The 20,871-nt window shown below is 32.9% G+C and carries 19 protein-coding genes, 2 tRNA genes and 1 pseudogene; 10 read left to right on the plus strand and 12 right to left on the minus strand.

Going from position 1 to position 20,871, the window contains the following annotated elements; translation table 11 throughout:
• The first annotated feature begins 196 nt into the window (after positions 1-196).
• The 9 genes from ACGH6R_RS00220 (at position 197) to ACGH6R_RS00260 (ending at position 10,962) form a co-directional block, all read left to right on the plus strand.
• Positions 197-1,813: a hypothetical protein gene (locus tag ACGH6R_RS00220; RefSeq protein WP_411598570.1), complete on the plus strand. Its 1,617-nt coding sequence runs from the start codon at positions 197-199 to the stop codon at positions 1,811-1,813.
• A gap of 230 nt (positions 1,814-2,043) precedes the next feature.
• A complete protein-coding gene (locus tag ACGH6R_RS00225) occupies positions 2,044-3,222 on the plus strand; it encodes a hypothetical protein (RefSeq protein ID WP_411598571.1) in 1,179 nt (392 codons plus the stop codon).
• Positions 3,206-3,991 carry a phage BR0599 family protein gene (locus ACGH6R_RS00230; protein WP_220217143.1) on the plus strand — a complete coding sequence of 262 codons (786 nt, stop codon included), beginning with the start codon at positions 3,206-3,208 and terminating at the stop codon, positions 3,989-3,991. The genes ACGH6R_RS00225 and ACGH6R_RS00230 overlap by 17 nt, the downstream gene beginning before the upstream one ends.
• Positions 3,992-4,000: 9 nt before the next feature.
• Complete coding sequence (locus tag ACGH6R_RS00235; protein WP_065557716.1) at positions 4,001-4,240, plus strand: hypothetical protein; 240 nt, start codon at positions 4,001-4,003, stop codon at positions 4,238-4,240.
• Entirely contained in the window at positions 4,240-4,458 is a 219-nt protein-coding gene (locus ACGH6R_RS00240; protein WP_220217144.1) for a hypothetical protein, read from the plus strand. Before ACGH6R_RS00235 ends, ACGH6R_RS00240 begins: the two co-directional genes overlap by 1 nt.
• Positions 4,428-7,241, plus strand: a complete 2,814-nt coding sequence (locus tag ACGH6R_RS00245; protein WP_267378767.1) for a phage tail protein — start codon at positions 4,428-4,430, stop codon at positions 7,239-7,241. The genes ACGH6R_RS00240 and ACGH6R_RS00245 overlap by 31 nt, the downstream gene beginning before the upstream one ends.
• Positions 7,242-7,249: 8 nt before the next feature.
• Positions 7,250-8,080 (plus strand): carboxypeptidase-like regulatory domain-containing protein, encoded by an 831-nt coding sequence (locus tag ACGH6R_RS00250; RefSeq protein WP_267359811.1) that lies wholly within the window; start codon positions 7,250-7,252, stop codon positions 8,078-8,080.
• 254 nt (positions 8,081-8,334) lie between these two features.
• The gene (locus tag ACGH6R_RS00255) at positions 8,335-9,180 is read left to right on the plus strand and encodes a hypothetical protein (protein ID WP_267352267.1); all 846 of its coding nucleotides are present in this window, start codon (positions 8,335-8,337) and stop codon (positions 9,178-9,180) included.
• A 267-nt stretch (positions 9,181-9,447) separates the two neighbouring features.
• The gene (locus ACGH6R_RS00260; RefSeq protein ID WP_411598572.1) at positions 9,448-10,962 is read left to right on the plus strand and encodes a tannase/feruloyl esterase family alpha/beta hydrolase; all 1,515 of its coding nucleotides are present in this window, start codon (positions 9,448-9,450) and stop codon (positions 10,960-10,962) included.
• A gap of 419 nt (positions 10,963-11,381) precedes the next feature.
• On the opposite strand, the gene ACGH6R_RS00265 is transcribed toward ACGH6R_RS00260, so the two are convergent.
• Positions 11,382-12,155 carry a helix-turn-helix transcriptional regulator gene (locus ACGH6R_RS00265; RefSeq protein WP_411598573.1) on the minus strand — a complete coding sequence of 258 codons (774 nt, stop codon included), beginning with the start codon at positions 12,153-12,155 and terminating at the stop codon, positions 11,382-11,384.
• 126 nt (positions 12,156-12,281) lie between these two features.
• Here ACGH6R_RS00265 and ACGH6R_RS00270 point away from each other — a divergent pair, with 126 nt between their 5' ends.
• On the plus strand, positions 12,282-12,662 hold the full coding sequence (locus tag ACGH6R_RS00270) for a VOC family protein (RefSeq protein WP_267352264.1): 381 nt from the start codon (positions 12,282-12,284) through the stop codon (positions 12,660-12,662).
• A gap of 287 nt (positions 12,663-12,949) precedes the next feature.
• Here ACGH6R_RS00270 and ACGH6R_RS00275 read toward each other — a convergent pair.
• From ACGH6R_RS00275 to ACGH6R_RS00325, 11 genes and pseudogenes are all read right to left on the minus strand, one after another.
• Positions 12,950-13,025, minus strand: a tRNA-Gly gene (locus tag ACGH6R_RS00275).
• Between the two features lie 19 nt (positions 13,026-13,044).
• Positions 13,045-13,132 (minus strand) — tRNA-Leu (locus ACGH6R_RS00280).
• Positions 13,133-13,355: 223 nt separating this feature from the next.
• Complete coding sequence (pgsA, locus tag ACGH6R_RS00285; RefSeq protein ID WP_267350991.1) at positions 13,356-13,910, minus strand: CDP-diacylglycerol--glycerol-3-phosphate 3-phosphatidyltransferase; 555 nt, start codon at positions 13,908-13,910, stop codon at positions 13,356-13,358.
• Between the two features lie 106 nt (positions 13,911-14,016).
• The gene (gene uvrC / locus ACGH6R_RS00290) at positions 14,017-15,852 is read right to left on the minus strand and encodes an excinuclease ABC subunit UvrC (RefSeq protein ID WP_267359797.1); all 1,836 of its coding nucleotides are present in this window, start codon (positions 15,850-15,852) and stop codon (positions 14,017-14,019) included.
• A 1-nt stretch (position 15,853) separates the two neighbouring features.
• Positions 15,854-16,531, minus strand: a complete 678-nt coding sequence (gene artM / locus ACGH6R_RS00295; RefSeq protein WP_411598574.1) for an arginine ABC transporter permease ArtM — start codon at positions 16,529-16,531, stop codon at positions 15,854-15,856.
• A 9-nt stretch (positions 16,532-16,540) separates the two neighbouring features.
• Positions 16,541-17,272 (minus strand): arginine ABC transporter permease ArtQ, encoded by a 732-nt coding sequence (gene artQ / locus ACGH6R_RS00300; RefSeq protein ID WP_411589893.1) that lies wholly within the window; start codon positions 17,270-17,272, stop codon positions 16,541-16,543.
• 131 nt (positions 17,273-17,403) lie between these two features.
• Positions 17,404-18,138, minus strand: coding sequence for a transporter substrate-binding domain-containing protein (locus tag ACGH6R_RS00305; protein ID WP_267350984.1), 735 nt, complete (start codon positions 18,136-18,138; stop codon positions 17,404-17,406).
• A gap of 23 nt (positions 18,139-18,161) precedes the next feature.
• Positions 18,162-18,890, minus strand: coding sequence for an arginine ABC transporter ATP-binding protein ArtP (artP, locus tag ACGH6R_RS00310; RefSeq protein WP_411598575.1), 729 nt, complete (start codon positions 18,888-18,890; stop codon positions 18,162-18,164).
• A 173-nt stretch (positions 18,891-19,063) separates the two neighbouring features.
• Positions 19,064-19,699, minus strand: a pseudogene (locus ACGH6R_RS00315) (vancomycin high temperature exclusion protein); the annotation flags it as partial.
• A 1-nt stretch (position 19,700) separates the two neighbouring features.
• Complete coding sequence (locus ACGH6R_RS00320; RefSeq protein WP_267350978.1) at positions 19,701-20,390, minus strand: CidB/LrgB family autolysis modulator; 690 nt, start codon at positions 20,388-20,390, stop codon at positions 19,701-19,703.
• Positions 20,387-20,842 carry a CidA/LrgA family protein gene (locus ACGH6R_RS00325; RefSeq protein WP_267350977.1) on the minus strand — a complete coding sequence of 152 codons (456 nt, stop codon included), beginning with the start codon at positions 20,840-20,842 and terminating at the stop codon, positions 20,387-20,389. The genes ACGH6R_RS00320 and ACGH6R_RS00325 overlap by 4 nt, the downstream gene beginning before the upstream one ends.
• Positions 20,843-20,871: the final 29 nt, after the last annotated feature.

Raw genomic sequence — 20,871 nt, forward strand, 5'->3', positions numbered from 1 at the left:
ATTAAATTTTTTATTGAAAATAGAGTGGTTATATAAGGCTAAAATGAACTTGTATAACTACTACTATTTTGTAAAAAGTTTACCTATAAATAATTTAAATCAGCGCTTTAAAAATATATCAACATGAGAGACAGACTTATCAGTTAATAAAGATTGTACCTCAATTTGATTATATTCAGGCAAAAAAGGGGTTTATATGCCAATTGAAACAATACAGTTTTCAGAGAATATTCCTACCTCAATCAAAACAAAGCTAAAAAGTATCGATAGTGCTTCAGTTTCAGCAAGAGTAAATTTAAACAAATTAAAAACATTGTTAAAAAATAGTTGGAATACAGATCCGTTTAAGAAAGCTGAAGATAGTATTAAAAACTTAAGTAACGAAATATTAAAAAGCTTTGAGGTTGTAATAAATCGTACAAAAGTATTGAAGAATCCAAATGAAAATTTCAATACATTGACGACAAAAACAAAAAATACAGGGATAGCACAACATCAATCAACAGCTAAAAATACAGATAACACATTAATAACTCCAGATGAACAACTTTTACTAAGTTCGTTAAATCCAATAAATGATAAACTAACAGAATTCAACAAAAAACAATCAGAATTGGCAGGCATCTATCAAAAAGCAGCAATTAGTCAAAATGAGTACAATGACTATATGACATTATTGAATCAGCAATATGATGAATCAATAGATCCACTTGGTAATTATAATAAAGAGTTAGAGCGAACATGGGAACTGATGAAACTCTCTTCTCAAGAAAGGGCTATAGAAAATGAATTTAATCGTATCACTCTAGATCTGATGAATAAAGGTTTAATATTAAATCAACAGCAAAATGCTGAATTAAGAAAAACAATCGAATTGAATCAGGAATATTTGAGAATACTTGCGATTAAAGACGGCTTAGAGAACAATTCAAAAAAACAAAAGCAACAAGATTTTGGTGATTTGGTTAATGCTTTAAGTCTGTCCGAATTAGATGATAATGAAATAATCAACGTGTTGAACACAGATAGTCGAAGTCCATTTACAGGAATGTTCGAAAACTCTTGGAGCTTATTAAGTTTGCAGATTGAACAATATCAATCGATGTATGATCAAATAAATGTTCTTACAGAAAAATTCAATCTTGATCAGTCGGTTGCCGCATCATTAAGAGCACAAGTTTGGGCCAAACAAAATGATGTTATTTTAAGTCAGGCAGATAAATTTTTTGGCAATGTGGCAAAATTACAAAGTTCAAATAATGCTACGATGGCTAAAGTTGGTAAAGCAGCAGCGATTGCACAGGCCATTGTAAATACTTATCAATCTGCTAATGCTGCCTATGCATCAATGGCAGGTATTCCTTATATAGGCCCGGCTCTGGGTGCAGCAGCTGCGGCGGCGGCTATTACTTCCGGTATGGCGAATGTCGCAGCCATTCGATCTCAATCTACAGGCTTTATGAAAGGTGGTTATACGGGGAACCTGGCACGAACTCAGGTAGCAGGTCTAGTACATGGTCAAGAATTTGTGATGAATGCGTCAGCAACGCAACGAATAGGGGTTAATAACCTTGAAGCCTTACAACGAGGAGATATGAGTAGCATACAAGTTCCTCAAATTACGAATCAAAGTTCAACATCTGAAAAAGCTGAAAGTAGCTTACAAACTATTGCCCCAATCATTAATATTGCTTTAGTCAATGACAATGACAGTGCACAGCAATGGTTATCTACTCAAGAAGGTGTCAAGCGAATAATGCAAATAAATCGAGAAAATGGTGATGAACTAGCAACAATAGTGAAAGCTTGTTAATTAAAATGTCTAAGTAAGACCAAATTGCATCAAAATTGAAAATCCCAAATCATATAGTTATAAGATCAAAGTGGATTTAAAACTTGAGTAACTAATAAAATTAAGCGCCTCAATTGGCGCTTTTTCTTTATAAACATTCAAGAACAAATTAACAAAAGCGCATTTAGCTAGCCTTTCACCATTGTCAACATATCAAAAATTGCTTAATTCTTATTTTAAAGAAGGCCAACATGTCAAATATCATTACAGAACAACCCATAAAAGGGGCTAAAGAAACATTTTCCTGGCTAACTGATATCATCGAAACAAAAAACGGTAGAGAGCACAGAATAGGTTTACGTGCTTTACCACGAGTTTCTTATGAATACTCATTTTTAACTCATATTCATAATCGTAACTATTATTTAAATTCACTCAGAAATAATTTTACTGAGATATGGTTGATACCAGATTGGTTGTCAGGAATATATCTTGGTGAACTAGAATTAGGTCAGAAAACTATACCTAATATCTTAAATCAAAAAGTGGGTGATAAGTTTTTGATTTATCAGAATGCTGAACATAGTGAAGTAAATGAATGGCTACAATTACCAAAACAAAAGCCATTAGAATTTGTTTTCATAGAACCCAAAAAAACCAAATTAGTGTTTGAATTAAAAAAAAGAGTTCCTGTTGAAAAGCAGGTCAATATAAAACCGATAAATTATCATTATAAAGCAGCGTATATTCTTCCATTAATGCCATGTTATCTTACTAATACTAAATACACGACTTCAGGGTATGAAAGTCAAATAGATATTAGTGTTGAACTAAGTCATGAATTGAATTTTAGCAGCGGCGCTAATTATGGTATCAAGTATCTTGGATTAGAAGTATTGCATAATTGTTATGGAGTTAATGAATCAACAATTCAAAAAGATATTGAAATTGTTGATTATGATCTAGGTAAAATTACCCGAATTGAGAATTGGCAATATTCAAAGCTGTCTCGATCTTTGACTTTTTACCTTGATGGACTGAAAGAAATCCAGGCTTTTAAAAAATTTATTTATCGAATCGAAGGAAAACTTAACGCATTTTGGTTATGTGATAACGATGAAAATCTTGTTAAAACACATATATTAGGCGATAAGATTTATATAGAAAATCAATCATTTAACCCATCATTCAAATATTTAGCATTATTTCATCCAGATAGTGTTTCGTATGTGAAAATTATCAATATTAAAAATACGGGTAAAAGTATTCAATTAACGATTGATCAAGTTATCACTAAGCCTATAACAAAAATTAGTCACTTAATGTTATGTCGTTTTGACACCGATGATATACAAATTGAATACGATAACTATTTACAAGCTCAATCTAACATTCCAATAATCGAGGTTTTCGATGATCAATATTTTTAAACAAGCTGAATTATATGTTTTTAATGATGGAATCAATACATATCGTTATACCAATGGTATGCGTGAACTAAATATTGATAATCAGACATATAAAAAGGAGTCCATCAATCGCACAGCGATAAAACGGGATGCCGCTATTTCCAAAAATAAAATTGATATAACCATGCCAATTACTAATGAAGTCGTGAAATCATGGATAAACCCGGATATCACGAAGCATTTACTTGTTGATATCTATATTCTCGATAAAAAAAATATGACTACTATGTCATGGAGTGGACGTTTAACTCAGACATCAACATCAGAAAAAGAGATGGTGATGACATTTGAATTATTGATTACACGCTCAGGGCAAACTGGTGTAAATGAAAAAATTCAGCGTAATTGTCGTTATTCTCTTTATGGCGAACATTGTGGTCTAAATAGAGAGGATTTTAAGGTAAAAGGCACTGTGTTAGCTTATGAAAATGATATCGTCACGGTTGAATTTGAACGTGAAATTGAAAATGGTTATTTCACGGCAGGTATTTTAAGGACGCCTGAAGGCGAACAGACGTTTATTAAAGAACATAATCAATCATCAATAGTCCTAATCAGAAAAAATCAGCAATTGTTGGACAATTTAAATAAAGGGATATTACAAATTACGCTGTACAAAGGTTGTTTAAGAACCCTAAATTCTTGTCATTCATTCAATAACACCATCAATTATGGTGGATTTCCTTATTTACCTTTAGAACCGTTAAATAACGGTAATTCAATTGTTTAGGAGCGAAATATGTTTTTTTTAATTTCTGCATTAGTTGCTGTTGTTGTTGGAATGGTCGTTGGGATGGTGTCTTCAAAGGGCAAAGCAAATCAACAAAAAATAGAAGCTGATGAATTTAAAACGGGAACTTCAACAGAAGGAACGGGAATACCCATTGTATTTGGTACCGTTAAGATAACCAATCCAATTTATACCTGGATTGGAGATAAAAAAACGTCAGCTATTAGAAAAAAAGGTGGCAAAAAATAATGAAAATAATTGTAACCAGAGACGATATGATTGCAGTAAAACAATGTAGTCGTGGTGGACGGGAGTTTTTTAAACGTCATGGACTCGATTGGAACCAATTTTTGAAAGAAGGCATAGATGCTGAAATTTTAAAATCAACCAATGATGCAATGGCAAATCAAGTTATAGAACATGCGGAGCGTAGAACATGGGCGGAAGTAAGAAAAAGCAAACTGTAGGTTATAAATATTACGCTGGAGTCAGTATGGTTTTATGTCAAGGCACTATAGATAAATTGACTAATATTAGCGTAGCAGACAGGACAGCATGGCGAGGTGCTGTGCAAGATGGACAAATAGCCATAAATAAACAAGGATTATTCGGTGGTGACAAAAGGGAAGGTGGTGTATCAGGTACAGTTGATGTGTATTCAGGTCATCATCAACATAATCGAAATAGTTATTTGGCAAGTAAATTATCAGCTATTGTACCGGCTTATCGTCATGTCGCGGGTCTTGTATTCCGACAATTTTATTGGGGAAATAACCCTTATATGAAAGATATTTCGGCAGTTGTTCAGCGTATACATTATCAAGACTCCAAAAAAACACGACAATGGTATGACAGTAAAGCAGAGATAAAAACTGAAAATGGAAGTGCAAATACAGCTATCCATTTTATATTGGATACTTCAATGAGTATGAGTGGAGGGCGAATCCAAGCACTTAAATCAGCGATGAAACGTGCTATACAAAATCTTTCAACTTCAATCGATTTGATGACATTAAGATTAGATATTCTGATAACCACTTATCAAGGCGGAAATCCACAAACAAAACTAGTTAGAAAAGTTTCTCAAAACGATATTGTAGGTCTTTTATCTTTTATTGATAATTTAAAAATTGTTGGCGGAGAAAATCTTGAAAATGTGTTATCTCATTCTATAAATTTCTTTAAAGACACATTCAATCAAACAATGAATCGATGTTGTATTTTTGTTAGTGATGGTGAACTTGAAAACGCTGACCATATCAAAAATGAAGAAATTCATAATATGATTGATAAAAAAGGTCAATTTAATGAACAAGATGAACATGATGTCAATATATTTTGTATCAATGTTGATAATACCAATAAATCATTAAGTTCAAAAATTGATAATACGCCAGAAGATGGGATACCAGTAATAAAGGGAACCGATTCGAACATTATTTATGATACCATCATGAATGCAATCAATAATCTCAATGCAGATATGAATCCCGCTCACATACTAAGAGAATTAGTACTTAATCAGCAAAATGGTTTTAATTCGAGCCTAATCAAGAACAGCATTAACGAAGATTCATTTAGACAAGCTGCTGATCTCTTTTATCGAGAAAAACTTGGTCTTTCTTATATATGGAATGATCAAAGTAAGTTTGAAGATTTGAAGAAAAATATTGAAAATACTGCAAACTGTGTTTTATATCAAAATGCTAAAACAAATCAATTTGAAATAAAAGTAATTCGAAATGACTACCATATTGAAAAATTACCTCTTTTTGATAAAACGAATATAGTCAAAATTTCCGATATTAAAAAAAATATCATCACTGAGATGATTAACTCGGTTACCGTCAATTTTATAGACAGAACAAATGACTATAAACAAGGCTCGGTGACTGTTCGGGATGATGCTTTAATTTTGATGGCTGGACGTGAAAATAATACGACTGTTACTTATGATATGGTTTACAATCGTTCATTAGCTTCTAGACTAGCACTTCGTGATTTAGCCGCATTATCTTCAGATTTAGCTTCTGTTTCATTAACCCTTAATTTAGACGGAAGGATGCTTAATCGTGGTGATGTTTTTGTATTGGATATGCCACAGCTAGGGCTAAATAAAGCCGTAATGCGTGTAACTTCACTTGATTACGGTACTCAGAAAAGTAATCAAGTTACCGTTGAATGCATGAGAGATGTGTTTTCATTGCCATCATCGACAGTGGTAAGTAATCAACCCGTCATTATACCCACAACCGATATAAATTTAGCTAAACCAGCTGAACATTACGCTATTATGGAATGTCCCTATTATGAACTGGTTTATAATTACGGGCAAAGAGAAGTTGATTTTATGATTCAAGATGATAAGTCGATCGGTCAAATAGCTGCAACAATTGCATCGCCACCTGAGGGGACTTTTCATAGTGAGTTGGTTACATCTCTTTCGAATACTTTTGAGAATCCAGAAAATATCATAGATTGTGAAATGAGATTAATAGAGCATGAACTTGATCAAGTTACATCAATTATTACACTCAACTTTAATCCACCAGAACAAGACTATAACTGGATCTTGATTGGAAACGAAATTTTATATGTTCAATCTTTTTCTAACAATCAGCTGACCGTCAAAAGAGGGTGTCTTGACACATTACCAGAAAAACATGAAAAAGGGAGTAAAGTCTATTTTTGTGGGGGACAATTATCATTAAAAAGTGATGAATATTATCAAGGTGATAAAGTTGATTGCCGAATTATTACAAATACTTCTACTGATTCATTAGATCCTTCATTAGCGACAGGTGCAATGATTAATATTCAAGGTCGAGCTGCAAAACCTTATCCTCCTGCAAATGTTACGATAAATAATTTTTATTTTCCCGATAAACTCAGTACCGACCAACTCTACATCAAATGGTCATCGAGAAATCGACTTCAACAAACATCAGGAGAACTTATTGGATGGTATGAAAGCGATATTACACCAGAAAGTGGTGTTAAATATCATCTGACCATCAAACTCAATAAAAGAATAATTGTAGATCAAATTATTGATGTTACTACATTTGAATTGGATGTTTCTGAATATCTTCAGGGAACGCTAGATATTCAAATATCAAGTATTGTCGATAATATTTATTGTTTTACACCATTTTCTCATTCGATTGAACTTTATAATGACTTAATTTTTAAAATTCATGAAGAACAATCAGCAATTGATAAAAATAATCTACTAGTCAAAATTAAATAGGAAAAATTATGGCAAAAATAGCAATTATATCTACTAGCACCTATCGAAAAGACATCAAGAATGTATTTGATGGGTTAGGTCACCAAGTTGATTATCTGATAGATAACAGTATCACTTATAATCAATTGATGACCTACGATTTAATCGTATCAACAACCCAATATTCGCGTAAAGAGGTAATTAAACAATGCGTGGATAATGGTATTCCTGCAATTGTAGCGCAAGGGACGTCATCGACAGTTTCTTTAGCTAAAGATTTAGGTATGTTTGATCAAAATGAACATCAAGTTAATGATTGGAATTACTTAAGACCATTGAAAATATCTTTAATAACACAAAAGATCCCTAAATTGGGTTTTGCCCCTTATTTGAAACCAACATGGTGTTCGTCCTTTCCTATTTCTTCAATGGCACCTGGGGGTGAAGCACTGTGTGCCATGTATCATGACCGTGATGATTTTATCATTTGTGCACAATTTAAAAAAGGAACGGTCGATACATATGGGGGAACTTTTGGCGCAAATTGTGTTTTTATGTCATTCTTAGATCGTGAATTTTTAACAAGAAATGCGATAAAAATGCTCGATAATGCTATTAATTTTTGTTTTCAAAATTATACAACCCTATCGGGGAAAGTGGTGGATGAAACAGATCAACCAATCTCAAGAGAGGTAAAAATATATGATCAGAAAACAGGAGAATTAGTTTCGGAAATAACAAGTAATGAAGACGGTTTATTTTCTGCTGAAGTATTTTCTGGACAAAGCTACTATGTCATTGCATTTGATAAAGATAATGGTAAGAAAAATGCAGTAATTATAGATAATATCAAAGTTTGATTAATCATAATAATAACATATCAATATAAGTCCCATAAAATTAACCTATTAAATAATTTTAAATAATACTTAAAACCGAAATTCTAATCTAACCAACTATAACTTCTCAATTTAACCATTCATTTTATCACGATATTAAAACGACGTTTGGAACTAAAAATCACTTGTACATGCTAATAATAGATTTTCAATGAATGGTTAATTGTTTTTTTCAATGCATTAAATTTCATAATTACGTTATTAAGGAGGTCAAAATGGCCAAAATTGTTATATGCAGCGAAGAACTTATAAGAGTGCAATCAATGATAGATGCACTAAATCCATATCATGACATTACTTTTTGTATAGCAAGCTCGACAGATTACAATGAACAGTATTTATCGACATTCGATTTAATTATGGATTATCGAAATGGAACAGAATATACCACATCATTTTGCATTAAAAACTGCTCTAAAAAGGGTATTCCAGTTATAGCAGGTGGAACCAGAAATAGTACGGGCAGTATTATGTCACTGGGAATGGCCAAAAACCCTATGTATTTTTCAAGTGGAAATTTAAATAGGATAATCAATGTTAGTGACGTATTAACAAGTGATCGAAAACACGAAACAATCGCACATAGCTCAAGCGGTGAAATATTTATGATAATAGAAGATTTAAAAAAAGAGTTTGGAATTGAAATTTTATCAGTCAATCAAATGTATAATGGTACTTATTATATTAATACCGCCATATTCCGCCAAGGCAGTTTAAATGTCAATGGTGAGGTTTTTGGTAGCGATTGTGCTTTTATTGGTTTTCCTTTTAGTCGACCATTAACAGAAGAAGCAATACAGATGGTCAATGATATTATTAATTGGCTAGTTAATCGTAAAGATGTTGTCGCACAGGTAAAAGATGAAGAGGGTAACCTTTTATCGCATTGCGAAATTCAGCTTTGTTTAAGAAAAACGGGAGAAGTCATGATGACTTATACCACAGATGAAAATGGTCAAGTGAGTTTAAGAATAAGACCTAATCATGAATATTATGCCGTAGCCTTTGATCAAACAACCGGTAATAAAAATGCCGCTATTATAGATAATATTAAGGTTTGAGCCAAAGAATATAGAGTATTTTTTATAAATCAAATTAATCAATTAAATAATAAATTAGCCTCAACACGAGGCTGTTTTTATCATTAAGCATACATAAAAATTATGATTTAATTATCAAAACTATAAAATAAATTTAAAATACAGCAATAAACTTAACCAAAATTTCAGCCTAACTATAACGTTGTAAAACTGATATTATCATTTATAAAAATACTAATAATCTGTAAACTTAAAAAAATGATTAAATTCACAAGGAGATGGGTAAGAATGAAACATTGTCTATTATTTTTGACGATATTAAGCTGTTTTGGTACTTTCAATTTTGCAAACGCTAATGATAACAAACGTTGCCAAGCATTAGTAAACCTTAAATTTGATGATGCTAAAATTATCAAAACAGAACTTATTGCCGATCGTTTTACGCCGCCGTCTAATTTAGCGGATTCATTGCGCAATGCGGATACAAAAGAAATATCTCATCTTCCTCAAATTTGTCGGGTTGAATTGGTGATTCAACCTAAAATCAATGTTGAAATTTGGATGCCAACTCAATGGAATCATCGTTTACAAGCCATTGGGGGAGGGGGATATGCTGGTTTTATTCCTTTTGACGAATTAGCTGTGGCAGTTAAAAAAGGGTATGCTACAGTGGGAACTGATACCGGACATAGCGGAAATCTGTTTGAAGGTGATTTTGTATTCAAGAATAATCAGTTACAAGCCGATACGATAGTGGATTTTGCTTATCGTAGTGTTCATGAAATGACAATTAAAACTAAACAAATTATTCAAGCTTATTATGGTGAACCAGCTGACTATTCATATTGGAATGGTTGTTCAACGGGTGGGCGACAAGGATTAATGGAGGCGCAAAGATTTCCCGCTGAATATGACGGTATCTATATTGTGGCACCAGCAATTCAATGGGACAAATTTATCCCTTCTGAATTGTGGCCTCAAGTTGTTATGCAAAAGGAGTTAGGGCATCCGATTGACACTCATAAACTTATAATGTTACGAAAGGCAATAATTCAATTAGCTGATGAACAAGATGGAATTAAAGACGGTATAATCAATGATCCAACAGCATTAGACATTTCTGATAACTTTTTAAAAGAACATAATTTTAATGATGCTGAAATTATAGCATTACGAAAAATTTGGCAAGGTCCGACGAATCAACTTGGAGAATCCTTATGGTTTGGTGTGGAAAAAACCGCACCGCAAGAGGCACTTGCTGGTAATGAACCTTTTCCAATCCCTGTTGATTATTTTAAATATTGGATAGCTCAGAATCCAAATCTTGATTGGAAAAACATGGACTACCAAAGCTTTGTCGATTATTTTAATGATTCAGTCGATTTATTCAGACCTATTATGGGTACGGATAACCCAGATTTGAGCCAGTTTAAAAAATCTGGTGGAAAAATGATTATTTGGCATGGTTGGGATGATCGTTTAATCCCACCAAAAGGGACGATTCATTATTACAATCACGTTGTAAAATTAATGGGGGGACAGAAACACACGGATGAATTTGTTAAGCTTTATATGGCACCTGGCGTTGATCATTGTAATGGTGGTGATGGTGCAGACCAGATCAATGGTTTTGAATCACTGGTAAATTGGGTCGAAAAACAACAACCTCCAAAAACCCTAACAGCTAAAAAAATAGAGAATGGTAATCTTACTTTGCAACGACCATTATGTGCATATCCACAAAAAACAGTTTACAAAGGTGAGGGTAATACCAATAATCCTGCTAATTTTGAATGTCAGTAACAGTCCATCTAAAAACGATATCTTTTTGTTTTCTTAAAGGACATCATTATTTAAGGCTGTTTACCAAAATGAATTGAGTAAGAATTATTGGATTCATCCATTTGATTGGTGATAGGAGACTTGCATGTAATTTTTTAGTTCATGTTATTGTACAATACAAACCACTCATTACTAGACCTTGACTTACCATTTTATGGTACGAGACTATTCATTGATGATAAGTTATTTAATAGAATAATTTGACATCAATGAATTGACCGATTTTTTATAAGATTTAATTATTTTTTCTGCTCGTTCAACCAGTTCGTGACTTATATGTTCAGGCTCTAAACAAATACATTGATGACCTAAGCTCAGCAAAATGCCATAACTGTGGTCATCATCAATAAAGTCAAAATTTACAATATATTGTTGTTCGTTTAATTTCTTAATATCTTTTCGTCACAAAAATCTAAAATACGTTCCAAAAGCGATTCATCTATTAATAATTTTATTTTAAAAATCTTTTTTTTCATCTCCGTTTGGAATAAAGAGAATACGTCAGGCGTTGTTTGCCTAATAAATTTAGTGTTAGTTTCTCTAAGGTTTGACATTTTTGACAATTTAAATACACGAAAGTCATTTTTAGTTAGACAAAAAGCTTGTAAATACCATTCTTTTTCCTTAAAAATAAGTTTATATGGCTCAATTAAACGTGTCGCTTGTTTATTCCTAATACTTAAATAATCAAACGATAAAAGCAGTTGTTCTTTCAGTGCCAGTCTTATAATAGATATTTTGTTATCAATATTTTGTTTGCAAAACCAAGGAGATAAATCAACAATAAGTTGATTTAAGTTATTTGTCACTTCATCAAGTTCTTGTTCTGATAAAAAACTCTTTATTTTCTCGAATGTTCTTAAATTTTCACTTTCTTTTAAAACCGGTGAGGATAATAAGTTAAGGCCTTTTAATAAAACAATGACATCTTCTTTAGTGAATAGACCTTTACTAATTTTATAATTTTTTAAAATACTTATTCCACCGGCACTTCCTTGATAGGTAATAATGGGTATACCCGCTCCCTCGATAACTTGTATATTTCGGTAAATAGTACGCAATGATACATTTAATTTTTCTGCTAATTCTTTACCAGTTATTTTTTCTCTTTGTAGCAATACCATGATAGTAGTAATTATACGATTAATTTTCATGCTTTATGTTTGCAAAATAATTTAGATTGAATTTTAAATATGACATACAGTTGTCAGCAATGCTACATCATAATATTGATCACTAAAATTAAGTAAATCAATTTTCACATTAAAAGGAAAGAAAAAATGTTTAAACCTAATAGCGTTATTGTTTATGTCAAAGATGTCGATGCTAGCACAGAGTTTTACACAAAAATACTAGGGCGTCCACCTGTTGAAACTTATCCTGGCTTTGCTGTATTTTTATTGAATGATGGTTTTATTTTGGGACTTCAAGAGGCTGATAAAATAACACCAAAGGCACCTAATCATTATGGTGGTTTTGAGTTGTCATTTAGTGATGTAACAAAAAATGATGTAGATGCGATTTATTCTGCATGGAAAAAACTAAACGTTAAAATTGAACTTGAACCCCAAATGCTCGATTTCGGATACACATTTGTAGGAAATGATCCTGATGGCCATCGACTCCGTGTTTGCGCTACCGATACTTCAAAGTTTGAGTAAAATAATGTCTTAAAAGATTAAAACCATGGGGACTGTATTATGCACTCATTGTTTATGAGGAATTCATTTCATGAAAAAAGTGTAGTTGAGCATGCGAGCATATTGTGGATTTTATTTCGCTTGGGAAAATCTAATTGGGTTTGAGGAGATAATTTGATTTGCAATAAACGTTAACAATATAGTTGTATTTAAACAAATATATTTTTTAAATTTCATTTCAGTACAAGTAAGGTATTAAACAAAATTTAAACCTTTCTGACTTCAATAGGTTGTATTGAATGTGATATTGGAGCGGGAAACGAGGTTCGAACTCGCGACCTCAACCTTGGCAAGGTTGCGCTCTACCAACTGAGCTATTCCCGCATAAGAAAAGTGTAGTAAATGGTGCCCGGGGCGAGACTTGAACTCGCACGGCCAAAAAGGCCGAGGGATTTTAAATCCCTTGTGTCTACCGATTTCACCACCCGGGCTCAAAACTTAGTTACCTAAAGGTAATTGCGTTTCGGATGCTGTGCATTTTACCTGTCTTATCTTTTCAGTCAATAGAAATTTTAGATAAATTGTTTGATTGATTAATGTTTAACTTTATTCTGAATGTAAATTACACCATTGTATTAATAATCAGCAAAATAGGTCGTTTTAAAATGGCATATTGCTTTAATCATTTATGCCTTAAAACGATCATTTGGAAACCTATTGATTATCGAAAAAATCATTTTGTGCAATCCATAAATATTGCACCATTGATATTAACGTTAAAACTGTTGCAATAAATAGTGCGACAAGGCCTGCATATATTACAATATCGCAAGGGCGCCAAAGGAGCCATGTTAGGGCTGTCATTTGGGCGATAGTTTTATACTTGCCTATAGATGAAACCGCAACATTACTCCGTTTTCCAACCTCAGCCATCCATTCACGCAAAGCAGAGATGATGATTTCACGTGAAATGATAATTATAGCCGCAATGGAAATCCACCATGCTTGATAATATTGAGTGATCAGAATTAAGGCTATTGTGACAATAATTTTATCTGCAACTGGATCTAAAAACGCCCCAAACTTGGTTGTTTGTCCTAAACGTCTAGCTAAATAACCATCAAACACATCGGTTATTGCAGCAATAAGAAAAATTAATGCTGAAAAAAAACCAGACCATTCAGTTGGAAATAAATAAAAAGCCAGCACAAAAAAAGGAATTAAAATAACTCGGAATAACGTTAATATAGTTGGAAGATTAATTTTCATGTGACATAAGCTCTTTTTTGTTTAATTAATCAATAGATTAACAAAAATTAAAAAACGGGGTTTCTTAATGCTTATGTTGCCTGAAATATTATAATTTTTCAATGTGTTATTGTTGTAAATTTAAATAAATTTTTTCGGCTAGCGATTTAGAGATTCCTTGCACTTGTGCTATTTCATCAATACTGGCATTTTTTAATTCTCTTAGACCACCAAAGTGTTTAAGTAATGCTTGCCGTCTTTTTGAACCAATTCCTTCAATGTGTTCTAAAGCACTATCGGTGAGTTGTTTTACCCCTTTTTTTCGTTGCCCCACAATGGCATGATCGTGCGATGCATTACGAATTTGTTGGATAAGTAATAAAGCAGGCGAATGGTCATCAAGATAATGTCCAGTTCCATGTGCTTCAAAAAATAGTGTTTCAAGTCCTTCTTTGCGCTCAGCACCTTTTGCCACCCCCACAAGAATAGGGTGATGTTTGTCCCAATTGACATTGAGCCCTTCAAATACTTGTAAAGCTTGGTTTAACTGTCCTTTACCACCGTCAATAAAAATAACATCAGGTATTTTTTCATCAGGCAGATCTTTTTTATTGTAGCGTCTTGTTAATACCTGTTCCATTGCTGCATAGTCATCACCTGGGGTAATACCCGTAATATTGTAGCGGCGAAATTCTGATTTTACCGGACCTTTATCATCAAAGACAACGCAAGAGGCTATTGTGTTTTTCCCCATGAAATGACTGATATCAAAACATTCCATACGATTGATTTTATCAATGCCCAAAAAGGTTTTAAGTGCATCGTAACGTTGTTTATTTGTCGAATTGGTTAATAATTTATTCTTCACTTCAGTTTGCGCATTGACGGTTGCAATATTGAGTAACTTTAAATTATCGCCTTTGGGCTCATCAACCAATTTGACTTGATGCTCAGCAATAAGTGACAGTGTCTCTTCCATGGGTTGTTTATCCGACAACGAAAAATTGAGTAGGATCTTTTTCGGAATATTACGATTTTGGTTGCCTTGCAAATAAAATTGCCCTAAAAAGGTTTCTATCACTTCTTCCAATTCAGTATTTGATGGTACTTTAGGAAAATAAGAACGATGCCCAAAAGTTTGTCCATTTCGGATAAATAAGACATAAATACAGGCTATACCAAACTCGTAGTGGAAGCCAATAACATCTAAATTATCATTATTGTTGTAAATGGCTTGTTTTTCGTTGATATGTTTAATGGCTTGTAACTGATCACGTAATGCTGCTGCTTTTTCAAAATTGAGTTCATTACTTGCTTTTAGCATATCTTCAGTGATTTTTTGTAAGATCTGATCGGATTGTCCTGATAAAAATAATCTCACATAATTAACTTGTTCGTTATAATCTTCATCACTTACTAATCCCGGCACACAAGGCCCTAAACAGCGTTTAATCTGATATTGCAGGCAGGGGCGAGTTCTGTTCCGATAGGTGGTGTTCAAGCACTGTCTAATCGGAAACGTTTTTTGTAATAGCGCTAAAATCTGTTTAACTGCATATCCACTAGGATAAGGACCAAAAAACTCATCTTTTTTGCGATTAATCGCCCCACGATAAAGTGATAATTGTGGATGTCTTTCTTTACTTAATTTAATAAAAGGATAGCTTTTATCATCTTTTAAAAGAACATTATAACGTGGTTGATGTTTTTTAATGTAAGTCTGTTCTAATAGTAGGGCTTCGGTTTCGGTATTTGTAATCGTAAATTCAATACGATGGATATGGCTAACTAACATATCCGTTTTTAGTGTTTTTTTACTACTATTAAAATAGCTTTTTAGTCGGTTATTCAGATCTTTAGCTTTACCCACATAAATAATCGTCTCTTTATCATTAAACATCTGATAAATGCCCGGTTTATGTGGGACTGTTTTTAAAAAAGATGTTGAATCAAATTGGCTCATATTAGTTTTCAAATGTGAGGGCTTTTTTCTCTATTATCCTCATAATGGTGCTTAATAATCCATTTATCAAGAGGTAAACGAATCCTGCAACAATAAATATTGAAAAATCGTAATAATCACCATTAAGTTGATTGCTATACCCCATAATATCCATAACCGGAATCATCGAGGCTAAGGCGGTGCCTTTGACAACAAAAACGACTTCATTGGAATAGGTGGACAAGGCTCGTTTTAAAGCATAAGGCATGACAATTTTTAAGGTTTGTCGTTTATTCATACCAAGAGCCTCACAAGCTTGCCATTGTCCTTGTGGAACAGATTTTAAAGCACCATAAAAAATTTGTGTGGTATACGCCGCACTATTTAGCGTTAAAGCTAAATAAGCACAAAACCAAGGCGAAGATATGAAATCATAAAATCGCGGAAATTGGCTTAAAAAGTAAGCAAACTGTGAAGGTCCATAATAAATTAAAAATAACTGAACTAATAGGGGAGACCCCGTAAAGATAATAATATAGGTACGTATTACCTTTGTTAATACAAAATGATTAAGTGATAATAAGCATGAAAAAACGATAGCCAAAAGCCCCGCAGTTAAAATACCTAAAATTCCCAGACTTAACGTGTCAGGAAGACCTTGTAGGATGATTTTAAGATAATAAACAAAATTATCAGACATAATTTAACCTTACAAACTTTTGGCAGAAGAGGGTTGTTCAAAATAAGTTGCACGTTTTTCGATTCGTTCAATCACTTTTTGACTTAAGATTGAAATAATCAAATAGATTACCATTGCGATCGCATACCATAGAAATGGTTGATTAGTTCGTGCAATAATCGTTTTGGTTTGCATCATTAGATCATTGATTGCAATGGCTGAGACTAGTGCGGTATCTTTTAATAATATCAACCATTGATTACTTAATCCTGGTATAGCATGGCGCCACATTTGTGGCATGATAATACGAAAGAACGTTCTAAATTTACTTAAACCAAGCACTTGAGCGGCCTGTTTTTGGCCGCTTGGTATTGCTTTAAATGCACCTCTGAGCGTTTGGGATGCATAAACTGCATAAAGTAGCGATAATGCAATGACACCACATAAAAACGGATCGGGCTGAGTATTGGCAATATGCATTTGGATATGAACTGAGGTAAATATCAATGACATATCAAATCCATCATCTAGTGCCATTAAAAGAAATGGTAAACCATTATAGATTGCAACGACAATTAATAATTCAGGTAGTGCTCGAATCGTAAGGCTAATTAAAGACATTAGCCATGCAACAGGTTTAAATGGAACGGATTCTAGAATTGTGAAAATAAAAGCAAAAACTATACCAACAATCATTGATACAAAAGCTAATGACAATGTGATGGATGTTGCTTTTGTTAAAGGCACGATAAAACCGTCCATTGAGGACATTATCCAGTTCATTGCATATGCTAAAAAGTCTGACATAAAAAAACCGTATTTAAATTAAAAAATAAATTCGCCGCATTTTAAGCGGCGAGATCACAATAATATCAAATTTGATAGTTTATTAGCTATTTGTTAAACCATTTTTTATAGATGGCGTCAAGTTCACCATTTGATTTTAATTTATCAAGTGCTTGATTAAACTGTTCTCTTAACTGATCATTGCCTTTACGTAAGGCAATACCTAAGCCTTCTCCAAAAAAATCATGATCGGTAATTTTGTCACCTAAAGCAACAATATCCGTTTCTTTGCTTAACCAATCACCCGCGACGAAAGAACTGGCTACAATCGCATCGATTCGTTTAGCTTTTAAATCTAAAAACGCATACTGATAGCTATCATAACTAACAGGTTTAACGTCAGGATATTTTTCATTTAAATATTTCAAATAGGTTGTCCCTTTTTGAATACCAATTCGTTTACCTTTTAGTTGTTCCAAATCTGTTAAAGTGTCTTTCAATGTAATAAATTGAATTGAGCTATCATCGTAATAAATCTTTGTAAAATCAACTTGTTTTTGACGTTCAGGCGTGATGTCTATCCCAGCAATTGCTGCATCAATTCGACGCGTTTTTAAACTAGGAATTAATCCATCAAAAGATTGATTAACAATTTTACAAGAAGCGTTAATTTCTTCACAGATTTTGTTGATCACATCAATATCAAACCCGACAATTTCGTTTTTGTCATTGGTGAATTCGAATGGTGCATAAGTGGCTTCTGTACCGATAGTTAAATTTTCAGATGCTTGAGACGTCAATGCAACGCTGGCAAGCAAAATAGCAAATAAAGTTTTTTTCATATCTCCACCCAATTTTATAATCATTAATGTGATAAATAAGCTTTAAATTCTTCGGTTTTAGGATGAGCAAAACATTCTAATTGTCCTTGCTCAATAATTTTACCGTGTTCCATATAAATCACTTGTGAAGCGACTTTACGAGCAAAATCGACTTCATGAGTTACAATAATCTGCGTTATTCCTGTTTGCGAAAGTTCGTTAATAATTTCAGCAACTTGTGATGTAATAGCCGGATCTAATGCTGCTGTAGGTTCATCAAACAACAAAATTTGTGGCTCCATCATCAATGCTCTGGCAATTGCTACTCGTTGCTGTTGACCACCCGAAAGGTGCAGAGGATAGCGATTTGCCATTTCGTCAATTTGCAAACGTTGTAATATCAACATTGCTTTATCAGTCGATTCTTTTTTAGATAAATTTAGTACTTGGCAAGGTGCTTCAATCAAGTTTTCAAGTACCGTTAAATGGGGCCATAAATTATAGTTTTGGAAAACCATACCCACATTTTTACGTAATTGTCTGATAGTGGTATCACTGATTTTTTTGGAAAAATCAAAATGGGAATTAGCTATTGTCATTTCACCTGATGTTGGTATTTCAAGTAAATTAAATACTTTTAGTAAAGAGCTTTTTCCTGCTCCACTTTGACCTAATAATACAATGGTTTCACCTAGAGGATAACTAAGTGAAACATCTTTCAATGCATGATGAGTACCATAAAAACAGTTAATATGGCTTAATTCAATATTCATTATAAATGTTGGCTAAATTAAAAAAATTGACTAAATATTACTTTTTTTTGCATAAAAATGCAATCTAAAATATGAGACAAATAGTATTCTAAATGAATCTAGTATTTATCTTTATGATAAAATTTGAAAATTTAATGATATTCAAATTTAAAAATTAATTATTTTTCAGATATGATAGGAATTACAGGACCCAAATATTTAGGTTCTTTATTCAAAATATAGAGATCGATGAAGGCACTAACACGAGCTAATGTTTCACGAATTCTGACTAATTTCATACTATCTGGTGCAGGAACAGCAAAACATTGTGCTTGAATGTTTTGGGCTAATGCAATAAATATTGCTCGTTCACAATGAAATTCTTGCGTAATAATTGTAAAACTTTTAGCGTCAAAAACTTTGTTGGCTCTGACAACTGAATCCAATGTTCTAAATCCGGCATAATCTAATACGATTGCATCGCTAGGGATTCCCGCTTTAATTAAATCTTTTTTCATCGTGACGGGTTCATTGTAGCTTTGAAAAGAATCTTCACCATCACCACTGAGTAATAGATAATCGACTTTATGCTGATTATAAAGGGATATTGCGCCATTAATTCGATTTTGATAAAAAACATTTTTACCACCACCTCGAACATATTTGGAGGTACCAAGTACTACTCCTACGTTTTGATAGGGCAGTTTATTTACATCGTGGTATATATAAGGTGCGGTTTCATAGCTTATCCAATAATCCAAGCCAGCAATTACACATATGAGTAAGAAGCAAAGACTAAATAAACTTTTAATTATTTTTTTTAATTTCATGTTAGAACCAGTTAAAAATAAAGACTAAAATTGGAAATAAAAATGGAGCTATTAAAGACGTCATTATACCACATAATACTAATGATAAAGAACTATATGCGCCTTCATTATAATCAACTTCTATACACCGAGCAGTACCAACTGCGTGCGAGACTGCACCTATTGATAATCCTCTAGCAGAAGCGGATTTTATTTTTGCTATATTTAATATTTGATGACCAAAAATTCCCCCTAATGTGCCAACCAATATAACACAAAGGGCTGCGATTGATGGAACACCGCCTTCGTTGTTGGCAATCGTCACAGCAATAGCCGTAGTGACTGACTTTGGTAAAACCGACGCAGCTATTTCGGTATTTCCACCTAACCAAAATACAATACTGACGCCAGTTATCATTGAAGCAATTGACGCGCTAAAGGTAATAATGATAATTGACTTCCAACGGGCTTTAATTTGTGGAATGAGTTCGTAGAGCGGAAAGGCTAAAGCGACAACAGAATAAGGTAATAATTTATTTATAATATCGACATTACTAACATATTCTGAATAACTGGTTTGACTTATTATCATAATTGGAATAAGTACTATCACCGAAATCACTAACGGATTAAATAATGGTGTTTTAATTTTGAAAGCAATTTTTCGAATAATCAGAAATACACAAACAGTTAAAGGTAACATCCAGATCATAGTGGTTTTTCCTCATTATTATCTGATAAATCGAAATTTTTGGCTGTTTTTTTATGAAGTTTTTCTGTCAACCAAGCTGTTAATAGTAATACCAACAGTGAACTACCAATACTTCCAAAAATGATGGGTAACCAATTATTTAATAACAATGTGTAATTATCCATTATCCCCATTGCAGCAGGAATAAATAGTAATGTCATATAACGCATAAATAAATTGCAGCTATTTTTTATCCAACGAGTAGGGATAATTTGAAAAGCTAATAAAAAGAATAGGGTTAAAAGACCGATAATACTACCAGGAATCATAATGGGTAAGAGCTGAGAGATGAAATTACCCACCCAAAGACTTAACGTTAAAATTAATAATCCGCGACCATAACTAAACAACGAATAGTATAAAGAATATAATCGATGTTTGATTGTGGCGTGTTTAGCTAAAAAATGTTTCATAGTCTAAAATTTAATAACTTGTTTGATTG

The organism is Gilliamella sp. CG13, from assembly GCF_046635805.1.
Taxonomy (GTDB): domain Bacteria; phylum Pseudomonadota; class Gammaproteobacteria; order Enterobacterales; family Orbaceae; genus Gilliamella; species Gilliamella apicola_I.